This is a genomic window from Hydrogenophaga sp. SL48 (assembly GCF_021729865.1).
Lineage (GTDB): Bacteria > Pseudomonadota > Gammaproteobacteria > Burkholderiales > Burkholderiaceae_C > Hydrogenophaga.
In genome coordinates this window covers 2,033,894-2,047,720 of the sequence record NZ_CP063400.1, presented here as the reverse complement: position 1 = coordinate 2,047,720, position 13,827 = coordinate 2,033,894, and the positions used below count along the sequence as shown (strand labels likewise).

The 13,827-nt window shown below is 64.1% G+C and carries 12 protein-coding genes and 1 pseudogene; all 13 read left to right on the top strand.

The genetic code is table 11. From position 1 onward, the window contains the following. Window positions 1–12 precede the first annotated feature (12 nt). Entirely contained in the window at window positions 13–2,313 is a 2,301-nt protein-coding gene (gene bamA, locus IM738_RS09705; protein WP_236965660.1) for an outer membrane protein assembly factor BamA, read from the top strand. Next, a complete protein-coding gene (locus IM738_RS09700; RefSeq protein WP_236965659.1) occupies window positions 2,313–2,831 on the top strand; it encodes an OmpH family outer membrane protein in 519 nt (172 codons plus the stop codon). The genes bamA and IM738_RS09700 overlap by 1 nt, the downstream gene beginning before the upstream one ends. Window positions 2,832–2,845: 14 nt before the next feature. Then, window positions 2,846–3,898 (top strand): UDP-3-O-(3-hydroxymyristoyl)glucosamine N-acyltransferase, encoded by a 1,053-nt coding sequence (gene lpxD, locus IM738_RS09695; RefSeq protein ID WP_236965658.1) that lies wholly within the window; start codon window positions 2,846–2,848, stop codon window positions 3,896–3,898. Then, window positions 3,895–4,335: a 3-hydroxyacyl-ACP dehydratase FabZ gene (fabZ, locus tag IM738_RS09690; RefSeq protein ID WP_236965657.1), complete on the top strand. Its 441-nt coding sequence runs from the start codon at window positions 3,895–3,897 to the stop codon at window positions 4,333–4,335. The genes lpxD and fabZ overlap by 4 nt, the downstream gene beginning before the upstream one ends. Window positions 4,336–4,354: 19 nt before the next feature. Next, window positions 4,355–5,143 carry an acyl-ACP--UDP-N-acetylglucosamine O-acyltransferase gene (gene lpxA / locus IM738_RS09685; protein WP_236965656.1) on the top strand — a complete coding sequence of 263 codons (789 nt, stop codon included), beginning with the start codon at window positions 4,355–4,357 and terminating at the stop codon, window positions 5,141–5,143. 19 nt (window positions 5,144–5,162) lie between these two features. Next, window positions 5,163–6,305, top strand: coding sequence for a lipid-A-disaccharide synthase (lpxB, locus tag IM738_RS09680; RefSeq protein WP_236965655.1), 1,143 nt, complete (start codon window positions 5,163–5,165; stop codon window positions 6,303–6,305). Next, window positions 6,277–6,918: a ribonuclease HII gene (gene rnhB / locus IM738_RS09675; RefSeq protein WP_236965654.1), complete on the top strand. Its 642-nt coding sequence runs from the start codon at window positions 6,277–6,279 to the stop codon at window positions 6,916–6,918. Before lpxB ends, rnhB begins: the two co-directional genes overlap by 29 nt. Beyond that, a complete protein-coding gene (locus IM738_RS09670) occupies window positions 6,915–7,682 on the top strand; it encodes a TrmH family RNA methyltransferase (RefSeq protein ID WP_236965653.1) in 768 nt (255 codons plus the stop codon). The genes rnhB and IM738_RS09670 overlap by 4 nt, the downstream gene beginning before the upstream one ends. A gap of 266 nt (window positions 7,683–7,948) precedes the next feature. After that, window positions 7,949–9,106, top strand: a complete 1,158-nt coding sequence (gene carA / locus IM738_RS09665) for a glutamine-hydrolyzing carbamoyl-phosphate synthase small subunit (RefSeq protein WP_236965652.1) — start codon at window positions 7,949–7,951, stop codon at window positions 9,104–9,106. A 25-nt stretch (window positions 9,107–9,131) separates the two neighbouring features. Next, a complete protein-coding gene (locus IM738_RS09660; RefSeq protein ID WP_236965651.1) occupies window positions 9,132–9,494 on the top strand; it encodes a hypothetical protein in 363 nt (120 codons plus the stop codon). Window positions 9,495–9,524: 30 nt separating this feature from the next. Continuing rightward, window positions 9,525–12,800 (top strand): carbamoyl-phosphate synthase large subunit, encoded by a 3,276-nt coding sequence (carB, locus tag IM738_RS09655; protein ID WP_236965650.1) that lies wholly within the window; start codon window positions 9,525–9,527, stop codon window positions 12,798–12,800. Window positions 12,801–12,988: 188 nt separating this feature from the next. Then, window positions 12,989–13,189 (top strand): annotated as a pseudogene (locus IM738_RS09650) (alpha/beta hydrolase); the annotation flags it as partial. A 155-nt stretch (window positions 13,190–13,344) separates the two neighbouring features. Next, window positions 13,345–13,821 carry a transcription elongation factor GreA gene (greA, locus tag IM738_RS09645; protein ID WP_236965649.1) on the top strand — a complete coding sequence of 159 codons (477 nt, stop codon included), beginning with the start codon at window positions 13,345–13,347 and terminating at the stop codon, window positions 13,819–13,821. Window positions 13,822–13,827: the final 6 nt, after the last annotated feature.

Sequence of the window (13,827 nt, the reverse complement as noted above, 5' to 3'; positions counted from 1 at the left end):
CCCTCTCTCTTCATGAAAAAAATCCATCACCGACTGCGTGGCCTGACGCTGTTGACCGTCGCCTCCTCCTTGTTTGCAGCGCTGCCTGCATGGGCTGTGGATCCATTCACATTGAAGGACATCCGCGTCGAGGGGTTGCAGCGCGTGGAGCCTGGGACGGTGTTCGCGTCGCTGCCGTTTCGCATCGGCGATCAATACAGCGATGACAAGGGTTCAACGGCGATTCGCTCGCTGTTCGGGCTGGGTTTGTTCACTGATGTGCGTTTGCAGATCAATGGCGATGTGCTCGTCGTGATCGTGGAAGAGCGGCCCACAGTGGCCGATGTGAGCTTCTCGGGGATCAAGGAGTTCGACGCCGAGATATTGAAGAAGTCACTGCGCGAAGTGGGTCTGGCTGAGGGGCGCCCTTTTGACAAGGCGCTGGCCGACCGTGCCGAACAGGAACTCAAGCGACAGTACATCAACCGAAGCATGTACGCTGCTCAGGTGGTGACGACGGTCACACCGGGCGAACGCAATCGCGTCAACTTGAATTTCAACGTGGTCGAAGGCGAAGTGGCCAAGATCAAGGACATCCGCATCGTTGGCAACAAGGCCTTCTCGGAGTCCACGCTGCGCGACCTGTTCGATCTGGACACCGGTGGCTGGATGAGCTGGTACACCAAGGCAGATCGTTATTCGCGGGCGAAGCTCAATGCCGATCAGGAGTCGCTGCGTTCCTACTACCTGGCGCGTGGCTATCTGGAGTTCCGCATCGACTCGACCCAGGTGGCGATTTCCCCCGACAAGCGCGACATGTCGGTGACCATCAACATCACAGAGGGCAACCGCTTCGTGGTTTCTTCGGTGACGCTGGAAGGCGAGTACCTGGGCAAAGAGCAGGAGTTCAAGTCGCTGGTGAGCGTCCGGGCGGGTGAGGCTTACAACGCCGAGGACGTGACGCGCACGGTCAAGGCGTTCACCGATTACTTTGGGGCCTTTGGCTACGCTTTTGCTCAGGTCGAAGCGAGTCCTGTGATCGATCGGGCCAACAACCGCGTGGCGTTCGTGCTTCGCGCGCAGCCGGCGCGTCGCGTGTACGTGCGTCGCATCAATGTCGAAGGCAACAACCGGACCCGTGACGAGATCATCCGGCGCGAGTTCCGCCAGCTGGAGTCGGCGTGGTATGACAGCGACCGCATCCGCTTGTCGCGCGATCGTGTCGACCGTCTGGGGTTTTTCACTGAGGTTGGCATCGAGACCGAACCCGTGCCCGGGTCCAATGACCAGGTGGACCTCACGGTCACCGTGGCCGAGAAGCCCACCGGCAACCTGTCCATTGGTGCGGGTTATTCGCAAGCCGACAAGCTGTCGCTGATTGCCAGCATCAAGCAGGAAAACGTGTTCGGCAGCGGGAACTACCTCGGGCTGGACCTGAACACGAGCAAGTACAACCGACAGTTCGTCCTGAGCACGACCAACCCGTACTTCACCGAAGACGGCATCTCGCGCACCTTTGACCTTTACTACAAGACCACCCGTCCCTACGACGCGCAGGGGGGTGACTACGAAATCGCCACGCCGGGTGTGGGTGTGCGCTTTGGCGTGCCCTTCACCGAGACGGACACGGTGTATTTCGGGGCGGGTGCCGAGCGCGTAAAGGTGAAGGAGGGCGATCAGTTGCCCGAAGCCTATCGCGATCAGAGTGGGACTTACCTTCCGGCCACGATCGGGTGGGCGCGTGACAACCGCGACAGTGCGCTGGTCCCCACGACCGGACGCCTGCAGCGTTTCAACACCGAATTTGGCTTGGGTGGTGACAGGCGTTACGCCAAGTTGACCTACCAGTTTCAACAGTATGTTGCGCTGACCCGCCAGTACACACTCGCCTTCAATACTGAACTGGGCGTTGGCAAGGGTCTGGGTGGAAAGCCCTACCCTGTGCTGCGCAACTTCTACGGTGGTGGCCTGGGTTCTGTGCGCGGGTTCGAGCAAGGCACCTTGGGCCCCACTTCCGCGGTCATGGGGTCCACGACCGGTGAAACCGTCAACGTCGGCGGTGCGCGCAACCTGGTGCTCAACGCCGAGTTCATCGCACCGTTTCCTGGGGCGGGCAACGACCGCACGCTGCGCTGGTTTGCCTTTGTCGATGCGGGCAATGTGTACGGGGAGTCGGAGAGCGTGGACCTGAGTCAGTTGCGGTCATCGGTTGGCATCGGCTTGAGCTGGATTTCCCCTGTGGGTCCGCTGCGGTTCGCTCTTGCCAACCCCGTGCGCAAGTTCTCGGGCGATAGAATCCAGAAATTCCAGTTTCAGATCGGAACCTCTTTTTGATGAAGACTTCTCAGCGCCGTTTCGCGCGCCATCTCGCCGTTTTGCTGGCCGGTGCATGCGTCGCACTCGCGGCAGGGGCGCAGGATTTCAAGATCGGCTTTGTCAGCACCGAGCGAGTGCTTCGCGAGGCCAATCTTGCCAAAGCATCTCAGGCCAAACTGGAGCAGGAGTTTTCGCGCCGCGAGAAGGATCTGCAGACTTTGGGCGGCCAGCTCAAAGCCGCGTCAGAAAAGTTGGAGCGGGAAGCGCCCACATTGCCGGAAGCGCAACGCATCGCTCGCCAGCGTCAGTTGGTCGATCAAGATCGCGACTTCCAGCGCAAGCAACGCGAGTTCCAGGAAGACGTGACCTTGCGCAAGAATGAGGAACTCCAGCAGGTTCTTGAGAAAGCCAACCGCGTGATCAAGCAGGTGGCGGAGACAGAAAAGTACGACCTTATCCTTCAAGAAGCCGTCTACATCAACCCCAAGCACGACATCACCGACAAGGTGCTCAGTGGCTTGAACAGCGTCAAGTAAGGCGCGGCCGAGACGTGTCCCGGCCACTCGGCGCCATTGTCGAGGCCCTAGGGGGCCAGTTGTTCGGCGAGCCCCACCTCCAGATTCATCGCCTGGCGCCGTTGGCCACGGCAACGCCTTCCGATCTGTCATTTGTGGCGCAGGCGAAGTATGCGAATCAGGTGCATACCACCCAGGCAGGGGCGCTGATCGTTCCGCCCACGCTTCTGGAAGCCGCTGCCTCACGGGGCGCGTGCATCGTCATTGACGACCCTTACCTTTACTTTGCCCGGCTCACCCAATGGTGGCGCGCAGAGCATCGGGCGGCCGAACCGGCACTCATCGACCCACTGGCGAGCATTCACCCCACGGCTGTGATCGAGGCGGGCGTTTCAATCGCTGCCTTTGCGGTGGTGGGCGAAGGGGTGCATGTCGGTACCGGCGTTCGCATTGGTCCCCACGTCGTGTTGGAGGCAGGCAGCAGCGTGGGCGCGGGTTCGCTGCTCTATGCGCGCGTCACGGTGGGGGAGCGCTGCGCTGTGGGACAGCGCTGCATTCTTCACCCCGGCGTGGTCCTCGGTGCGGATGGTTTTGGATTTGCCCCGCACCGTGGTGAGTGGGTCAAGATCGAACAGCTCGGTGCGGTACGCATTGGTGACGATGTGGAGATCGGCGCCAACACCTGCATTGATCGCGGAGCGCTGGACGACACGGTGATCGGTAACGGTGTGAAGCTGGACAACCTGATCCAAATCGGCCACAACGTGCGTGTGGGCGACCACACGGCCATGGCCGGATGTGTGGGGGTGGCTGGCACCGCTGTGATCGGTGCGCGTTGCACCATCGGTGGTGGCGCCATCGTGCTGGGACACCTGACGCTGGCCGACGGGGTGAACATCTCGGCGGCGACGGTGGTCACGCGCTCCATCGGCAAGCCGGGTCACTACACCGGCATGTTTCCCATCGACGACAATGCGTCCTGGGAAAAGAACGCCGCTTCCCTCAAACAACTCAACCGCCTGCGCGAACGGCTCCGAGCCGTCGAACAGAGCCTCGACAACGCTTCCCAAGACACCCGATCACCATGATGGACATTCACGAGATTCGCAAGCAGCTGCCGCACCGTTATCCCTTTCTGCTCGTGGACCGTGTGCTGGAGCTCGAAAAAGGCAAGCGCATCAAGGCGCTGAAGAACGTCACGATCAACGAGCCGTTCTTCGGGGGGCATTTCCCCAACCGACCCGTGATGCCCGGGGTGCTGATGCTCGAAGCCATGGCACAGGCGGCAGCGCTGCTGGCGTTTGATACGGCGGGCGTGACCATGGACGACAAGACGGTGTACTACTTCGCTGGCATCGATGGCGCCCGCTTCAAGCGCCCCGTGGAGCCTGGTGACCAGCTGATCATGGATGTGGACCTCGACCGCGTGCGCGCAGGCATCTACAAGTTCAAAGGCGTGATCCGCGTGGCGGGCGATGTGGTGTGCGAGGCCGAGCTGATGTGCACCATGCGCACGATTGCCTGATCGACACCGGGAGCACGCTGTGACGCAGATCCACGCCACCGCATTGGTGGACCCGGGTGCCGAGCTCGACAGTTCTGTCACCGTCGGCCCCTACGCCCTGATCGGTCCCCACGTGAAAGTGGGTGCGGGCACGACCATCGGCCCTCATTGTGTGGTCGACGGCCGCACCACCATCGGACGGGACAACCGGATTTTCCAGTTCAACTCGATCGGTGCGATCCCGCAAGACAAGAAGTACGCGGGAGAACCCACCGAGCTGATCATCGGAGACCGCAACACCATTCGCGAGTTTTGCACCTTCAACCTGGGCGTGCCGGGCGCGGGCGGGGTCACGCGGGTGGGCAACGACAACTGGATCATGGCGTACACACACATCGCCCATGACTGCATTGTCGACAACCACACCACGCTGGCGAACAACACCACGCTCGCAGGTCACGTTCACCTCGCCGACTGGGTGACAGTCGGTGGTCTGACCGGTATTCATCAGTTCGTCTCGGTCGGTGCGCACGCGATGGTTGGCTTTGCCAGCGCGGTTTCGCAGGACGTGCCGCCCTTCATGCTTGTCGACGGCAATCCGCTGGCCGTGCGCGGCTTCAACGTGGTGGGTTTGCGCCGTCGCGGCTTCACGCCGGAGCGGGTGGCGGCGGTGAAGCAGATGCACAAGCTGCTGTACCGCCAGGGGCTCACCCTGGAGCAGGCCCGGGGCGGTATCGAGGCCCTGGCGCATGACATCCCCGATGCTGCTGGCGATGTGGAGATGATGAACCGCTTCCTCGCGTCCGCGACCCGCGGCATTGCCCGTTAACGGTTCCGCTGCTCGACTCATGGAAGCGCAACGCCGCTTTGCGATGGTGGCCGGCGAGGCTTCTGGCGACTTGCTCGCGGGGTTGCTGCTCCAAGGCCTGCGCGAACGTTGGCCCGGTCTGACGGCCATGGGCATTGGTGGCGCCAGCATGACCCACCAGGGGTTCGAAGCTTGGTGGCCCAGTGACAAGCTGGCCGTGCGCGGGTACATCGAGGTGCTGCCCAAGTTCATGGAAATCCTCGGTATCCGCAACCGGCTCAAGGAGCGGCTGCTGACGACCGATCGGCCCGACATCTTCATCGGCGTCGACGCGCCCGATTTCAATTTCGACCTGGAGGCCGCGCTGAAGGCCGATGGCATTCGAACCGTGCATTTCGTCTGCCCGTCGTTCTGGGCATGGCGGCCCAAGAAGGTCCTGAAGCTGCGCAACAGCGCCGATCATGTGCTGTGCCTCTTTCCGTTCGAGCCCGAGCTGCTCGCCCGGCATGGCATTGATGCTACCTACGTCGGGCACCCGCTGGCCAGTGTGATTCCGCTGGTGCCAGATCGGTCGGCGGCACGGCGGCGACTGGGTTTGCGTGACGACGAGACCGTCGTGGCGATCCTGCCTGGCAGCCGCCGTTCGGAGGTGCAGTACAACGCCCGACGGTTTTTTGATGCTGCGGTGCTGATGCGGCGTCAAAGGCCTGGTTTGAAATTCGTGGTGCCTGCCGTGCCTGCGCTCAAGGACAGCATCGTGGCCATCGCGTCGGCCAGCGGTCTGGACAACCTGATGGTGCTGGACGGTCGTTCACACGATGCGCTGGCTGCCTGCGACGTGACGCTCATTGCGAGTGGCACGGCCACGCTGGAGGCGGCCCTGTTCAAGCGGCCGATGGTGATCGCGTACAACATGAACCGATTGTCCTGGCACATCATGCGGCGCAAGCAGCTGCAGCCCTGGGTGGGCCTGCCCAACATCTTGTGCCGCGACTTTGTGGTGCCCGAGCTGCTGCAGGATGCCGCCACGCCGCCGGCACTCGCGCAGACCACATTGGCCTGGCTGGATGCGCCGGCCCAAACCGCAGCGTTGCAGGCGCGATTCACCGAGTTGCACCACAGCTTGCGCCGCGACACCGCACAATTGGCCGCCGATGCGATTGAAAAAGTTCTTCAAGGCTGAGCAGGCGTCCCTGATCTGGGATGTGCCGGGTCTGGTCGCGGGCGTGGACGAGGCCGGTCGCGGACCCCTGGCCGGGCCGGTGGTCGCAGCCGCGGTCATCCTCAATGACAAGGCGCCGATCAAAGGCCTGGCCGACTCCAAACAGCTCACGGCCAGGCGGCGCGAACAGCTGTACGACGAAATCCGTGCCAAGGCGCTGTGCTGCAGTGTGGCCCAGGCCTCGGTGGAAGAAATCGACCGGCTCAACATCCTGCAGGCCACGATGCTGGCCATGCAGCGAGCGGTGAATGGCCTTCGCCTGAAGCCGGTCAAGGTGCTGGTGGATGGCAACCGCCTGCCGTCGCTGGACGTGCTGGCCGAGGCCATCGTCTCGGGCGATGCGCTGGTGCCCGCCATCTCGGCGGCGTCCATCCTGGCCAAGGTCGCCCGGGACCGCCTGCTGGACGAGTTGCACCTGTTGCACCCCGTGTACGGCTTTGATCGCCACAAAGGGTATGGCACGGCCGCGCACCTGCAAGCGCTTCAGACGCACGGCGCGCTCGCCGAGCACCGCCGCAGCTTCGCACCCGTGGCACGCGTGCTCGCAGCCTCACCCGACCAAGCGCCTCCATGAATCAACCCACCGCCATCACCTCTCGCGACAACCCCTTGCTCAAGCGCTTGCGCCTGCTCGCACAGGACAGCACCGCCTACCGCAAGCAGGGGCAGATCTGGCTGGAGGGGGACCACCTGTGCAGGGCCTTGCTCGCGCGCAGGCGGCGGCCCGCGACGGCGGTGTTCACCGAGAGTTTCTGGCCCCAGGCGCCCCACGATCTGCGCGATGCCGCCGACCACATCGTCACGGTGCCCGACGCGCTCATGGCGGGGATCAGCGGTCTCGAATCACCCGCGGGGGTCGGCTTTGTCTGGGACCTGCCCGAGGCGGCTGGCTTGCAGACAGGTGGCGCGGCGGTGGTGCTCGACCGCCTGCAGGATGCGGGCAACGTGGGCTCCATCCTTCGCAGCGCCGCCGCCATGGGTTTTGTACAGGTGCTCGCGCTCAAGGGCACAGCGGGGTTGTGGTCGCCCAAGGTGCTGCGTGCCGGCATGGGGGCTCACTTTGCCCTGCATCTGGTGGAGGGGCTCGCCGCAGACGACTTGGGCGATCTGGCCGTGCCGCTGCTGGTGACGAGTTCCCATCAAGGGGATCTGTTGCATCAGGCCCGGTTGCCCTGGCCCTGTGCCTGGGTGCTCGGTCACGAAGGGCAGGGCGTGAGCCCGGCGCTCGGCGCCCTGGCCGCGCAATCCGTGCGCATCATCCAGCCGGGCGGCGAGGAGTCGCTCAATGTCGCGGCAGCGGCGGCGATCTGTCTGCACGCCAGCGCAGCGGCGCGATGAGCCCTCGTTGCGGTCTGGTTGGCTGCCCCGAATGGGTGCGTTTTCCGGATGGTGGTGGCCGAAGGGCAGGGGGTGAGCGGCTATAATCTCAAGGTTTACCCGCATTCGACGCAAGCTCTGCGTCAGCCCCGGCTGCCAGCCCAGATTCCCCGCACACGAACCCCGTCGCGATCCGCTCGCGACTCCTTGGGTGCGGGCGCGAAACGGCTTCGGCATCGCCTCATGGTGACATGCGGGTGCGTTTCGAAAACTCTCTGGAGAAAACCGTGCTTCCCGTCCATCCGAAAGCCCTTCTCGCGCTCGCCGACGGCACGGTCTTTACAGGGATTTCCATCGGTGCCACCGGTCAGACGACCGGTGAAGTGGTGTTCAACACCTCCATGACCGGTTACCAGGAAATCCTCACCGATCCGAGCTATTGCCAGCAAATCGTCACGCTCACCTACCCGCACATCGGCAACACCGGTGTCAATGGTGAAGACGTGGAGGCCAATCGCATCCATGCGGCCGGCCTGATCATCAAAGACCTGCCCCTGCTAGCGTCCAACTTCCGCAGCGAAAAGACACTCACCAACTACCTGCAGTCCGAGGGCACGGTGGCCATCGCCGATCTGGACACGCGTGCCCTGACGCGTCGGCTGCGCACCCACGGCGCCCAGAACGGCTGCATCGTCGCGCTCGCTGCCGGAGAAGCTATCACCGAAGCACACCGCGCGCAGGCCATTGCCGCCGCCCAGGCGGCTCCCAACATGGCCGGGCAGGACCTGGCCAAGGTCGTGTCCGCCGATGCACCCTACGACTGGAGCCAGACCGAGTGGCAACTGGGCTTCGGTTACGGCGAGCAGATTGCACCGAAGTTCCACGTCGTGGCCTACGACTTCGGCGTCAAGAGGAACATCCTGCGCATGCTGGCGCAACGCGGCTGCAAGATCACGGTCGTTCCGGCCCAGACGCCCGCGGCCGACGTGTTCAAGCTCAAGCCCAGCGGCGTGTTCCTGTCCAACGGCCCGGGCGACCCGGAGCCTTGTGACTACGCGATCGCCGCCACGCGCGAAATCATCGACAGCGGCGTGCCGACCTTCGGCATCTGCCTCGGACATCAGATCATGGCGCTGGCCAGCGGTGCCCGGACCTTCAAGATGAAGTTCGGCCACCATGGCGCCAACCACCCGGTGAAAGACCTCGACAACGGCCGCGTGAGCATCACCAGCCAGAACCACGGTTTCGCGGTGGACGAGAAGAACCTGCCGGCCAACCTGCGCGCCACGCACGTGAGCCTGTTCGACGGCACATTGCAGGGCCTGGCCCGTACCGACAAGCCGGCCTTCTGCTTCCAGGGCCACCCGGAAGCCTCGCCCGGCCCGCACGACATCGGTTATCTGTTTGACCGGTTCATCGGTCTGATGCAGCAGGCCAAGGCCTGACTTCCGCGCGCCACAAGGAACCCCCATGAAGCTCTTCAGTTTCCCGGTTTTTGCGATCGAAAAAGCCATTGCCAAACGCATGCTGGGACTGGAGTCGCCACACAAGGAGTGGTTTGCCCAGCGCTGGGCACAGAAGCCCTACCGAAAGGCCTTCGTCGAAAACAAGGCCGCGCCGCTGGTGACCCTGCTGGCCAAAGGCAAGACCTGGGACGACGAGACCTTCAACACCGAGCTGGCCGCCTGGGACGCGCTGTTCTACCCAGCCGAGGTCGAGGTGCTGCGCCCCCTGATCGAAGGCGACGGCCTGCTGCAGCTGATGCAGAAAAACGTGCCCGCCGAGCGCATCCAGGCGCTGCTGAACACACTGGACACCCAGCGCCAAGGCTGAAGCCTGCGCCACAAGACACACAAGCGAACCATGCCCAAAAGAACAGACATCCAGACCGTCCTCATCATTGGCGCCGGCCCGATCATCATTGGCCAGGCCTGTGAGTTCGATTACTCCGGCGTGCAGGCCTGCAAGGCGCTGCGCGAAGAGGGTTACCGGGTGGTGCTGATCAACAGCAACCCGGCCACGATCATGACCGACCCGGCCACGGCTGACGTCACCTACATCGAGCCCATCACCTGGCAAACGGTGGAGAAGATCATCGCCAAGGAGCGGCCGCTCACCCCCGGTGGTTTCGCGATCCTGCCCACCATGGGTGGCCAGACCGCGCTGAACTGCGCGCTGGACCTCTGGCACCACGGCGTGCTGGAGAAACACAACGTCGAGCTGATCGGTGCCACGCCGGAGGCGATCGACAAGGCTGAAGACCGCCTGAAGTTCAAGGACGCCATGACCAAGATCGGTCTGGGTTCCGCGCGCTCGGGCATCGCCCACAGTCTGGAAGAGGCCTGGGGTGTGCAGAAGACCGTGGGTTTCCCGGTCGTGATCCGCCCCAGCTTCACGCTGGGTGGCACGGGTGGTGGCATCGCCTACAACCCGGAGGAGTTCGAGACCATCTGCAAGCGCGGCCTCGAAGCCTCGCCGACCAACGAGCTGCTGATCGAAGAGTCGCTGCTCGGCTGGAAAGAGTATGAGATGGAAGTGGTTCGCGACAAGGCGGACAACTGCATCATCATCTGCTCGATCGAGAACCTGGACCCGATGGGTGTGCACACCGGTGACTCCATCACCGTGGCTCCGGCGCAGACGCTGACCGACAAGGAATACCAGATCCTGCGCAACGCCTCGCTGGCGGTGCTGCGCGAGATCGGTGTGGACACCGGTGGCTCCAACGTGCAGTTCTCCATCAACCCGGCCGACGGCCGCATGGTGGTGATCGAGATGAACCCGCGCGTGTCGCGCTCCTCGGCCCTGGCCTCCAAGGCCACCGGCTTTCCCATCGCCAAGGTCGCGGCCAAGCTGGCCATCGGCTACACGCTGGACGAGCTGCGCAACGAGATCACCGGCGGCGCGACGCCGGCGTCGTTCGAGCCCAGCATCGACTACGTGGTGACCAAGATCCCGCGTTTCGCGTTCGAGAAATTCCCCACCGCCGACAGCCGCCTGACCACACAGATGAAGTCCGTGGGCGAGGTCATGGCCATGGGCCGCACGTTCCAGGAAAGCTTCCAGAAGGCCCTGCGTGGCCTGGAGGTCGGCGTGGACGGCATGAACGAAAAGACCCAGGACCGCGAGATCCTGGAGCGCGAGCTGGGTGAACCCGGTCCCGAACGCATCTGGTACGTGGGCGATGCCTTTGCGGCCGGATGGACGCTGGCCGAGGTGCACCAGTTCACCAAAATCGACCCCTGGTTCCTGGTGCAGATCGAAGAGATCGTGCAGATCGAACTCAAGCTGGAGCAGACCAGCCTCGACGCCATCGACGCGGACACCCTGCGCGGCCTCAAGAAGAAGGGCTTCTCGGACCGCCGCCTGGCCAAGCTGCTCAAGACCACCGACGCCGCCGTGCGCGCGCGCCGCATCGCGCAGAACATCCGCCCGGTCTACAAGCGCGTGGACACCTGCGCGGCCGAGTTCTCGACCGACACCGCCTACCTGTACTCCACCTACGAAGGCCACGGCGACGGCGAGTGCGAAGCCGAGCCGACGAACAACAAGAAGATCATGGTGCTGGGCGGTGGCCCGAACCGCATCGGACAGGGCATCGAGTTCGACTACTGCTGCGTGCACGCCGCACTGGCGATGCGCGAAGACGGGTACGAGACCATCATGGTCAACTGCAACCCCGAAACCGTGTCCACCGACTACGACACCTCCGACCGCCTGTACTTCGAGCCGCTGACGCTGGAAGACGTGCTGGAGATCGTCGACAAGGAAAAACCCGCCGGTGTGATCGTGCAGTACGGTGGTCAGACGCCGCTGAAGCTCGCGCTCGGCCTGGAAGCCGCGGGCGTGCCCATCATCGGCACCAGCCCCGACATGATCGACGCCGCCGAAGACCGTGAGCGCTTCCAGAAGCTGCTGCACGAGCTGAAGCTGCGCCAGCCGCCCAACGCCACCGCGCGTGCCGAACCTGAAGCGCTGGAAAAAGCCGCCGCCCTGGGCTACCCGCTGGTGGTGCGCCCGAGCTATGTGCTGGGTGGCCGCGCGATGGAAATCGTGCACGAGCAGCGCGATCTGGAGCGCTACATGCGCGAAGCCGTGAAGGTGAGCAACGATTCGCCGGTGCTGCTGGACCGCTTCCTGAACGACGCCATCGAGTGCGACGTGGACGCGATCCGCGACCACACGGGCCGTGTCTTCATCGGTGGCGTGATGGAACACATCGAGCAGGCCGGCGTGCACAGCGGCGACTCGGCCTGTTCGCTGCCGCCGTACTACCTGAAACAAGCCACGATCGACGAGCTCAAGCGCCAGACCGCGGCCATGGCACAAGGCCTGAACGTGATCGGGCTCATGAACGTGCAGTTCGCGATCCAGGAGAAGGACGGTCAGGACGTGATCTATGTGCTGGAAGTGAACCCGCGCGCTTCGCGCACGGTGCCCTTCGTCTCCAAGGCCACGGGCATCCAGCTGGCCAAGGTGGCCGCACGCTGCATGGCCGGCCAGTCGCTGGACGACCAAGGCATCGGCGCCGAGGTGACGCCGCCTTACTTCAGCGTGAAGGAAGCGGTGTTCCCGTTCGTCAAGTTCCCCGGTGTGGACACCATCCTCGGCCCCGAGATGAAGTCCACCGGCGAAGTCATGGGCGTGGGCAAGACCTTTGGCGAAGCCTTCGTGAAGAGCCAGCTGGGTGCCGGCACCAAGCTGCCGCGACCCAAAAAGGCCGACGGCAGCCCGTCGGGCAAGGTGTTCCTGACCGTGAAGAACGGTGACAAGCCGCGTGCGGTGGAGATTGCGCGCGCGCTGGTGGCCATGGGCTTCGAGCTGGTCGCCACTCGCGGCACCGCCGCCGCCATTGCCGCGGCCGGCGTGCCGGTGGTCGCGGTCAACAAGGTCACCGAAGGCCGCCCGCACATCGTGGACATGATCAAGAACGGCGACATCAGTCTGGTGATCAACACGGTGGAAGAGCGCCGCAACGCCATCGCCGATTCGCGCGCGATCCGCACCTCGTCCCTGCTGGCCCGCGTGACCACCTTCACCACGATCTTCGGCGCTGAAGCGGCCGTCGAGGGCATGAAGTACATGGACAGCCTCGGCGTGATTTCCGTGCAGGAGATGCACGCGCAGTTGGTGGCCTGATCCGGCCGAGGGGCTTTCCCTCTTGAACCCAACGGGCATGGACGCTGGATTGCGGCCATGCCCGTTGTGCTTTCTGCCACAGCCCACGGCCTGCGCGCAGTCCAGCCATTCCGTTCTGCCTGTGGTCCAGTTGGCCCTCCACTGGCACCTGAAACATGGCGTGCGCCTTCGTTGATGCCGCCGCGACGCCGCTGGAGGCCATGCCCATGGGCAAGAGCTACATCAATGGTCAGCAGGACACGGCCTTGCCGCACAACCTGCCCTGGCACCCGCGACTGTCGGAGCGGCTGGGTCTGTTCCGGCTGGTGGAGTGCCAGGGCAGCCACGAACTGCGCTTCACCGATCCGGCCCGGCTGGCCGACACCATCGAGCGTGCGGGTCGCGACTGAGACGGCCCGGCGACGGCATGCGGTCGGATCGATTCAGGGCATAATTTCGGGCAGTGAAGCCGCCGACCGGAAACGTTCGGCGGTTTGCCTTTTTCCGGGTGGCCTGTGCTGCCCAACAGGCCCCGATCGGGGCCGCCCCTGATCTGGAGTTCCCGATGTCCACTTTCCCCATCACCAAGCGCGGCGCCGAATTGCTCAAGGCAGAGCTGCACAAACTCAAGACCGTGGAGCGTCCTTCCGTGATCCAGGCGATCGCCGAAGCCCGTGCCCAGGGTGACCTGAGCGAAAACGCCGACTACGACGCCGCCAAGGAGCGCCAGGGCTTCATCGAAGGGCGCATCGCCGAGATCGAGGGCAAGCTCTCGGTCGCCCAGATCATCGACCCGACGGCGGTGGATGCGTCGGGCCGCGTGGTCTTCGGCGCCACGGTGGATCTGGCCGATGAAGGCACGGGAGCCGAAGTGACCTACCAGATCGTGGGCGAAGACGAGGCCGACCTCAAGCTGGGTCTCGTCAACATCAGCAGCCCAATCGCCCGCGCCTTGATCGGCAAGGAAGAGGGGGATGTGGCTGAGGTCCAGACCCCGGGCGGCACGCGCCGCTTCGAGGTCGTGGCGGTGCGCTACATCTGATCCTGC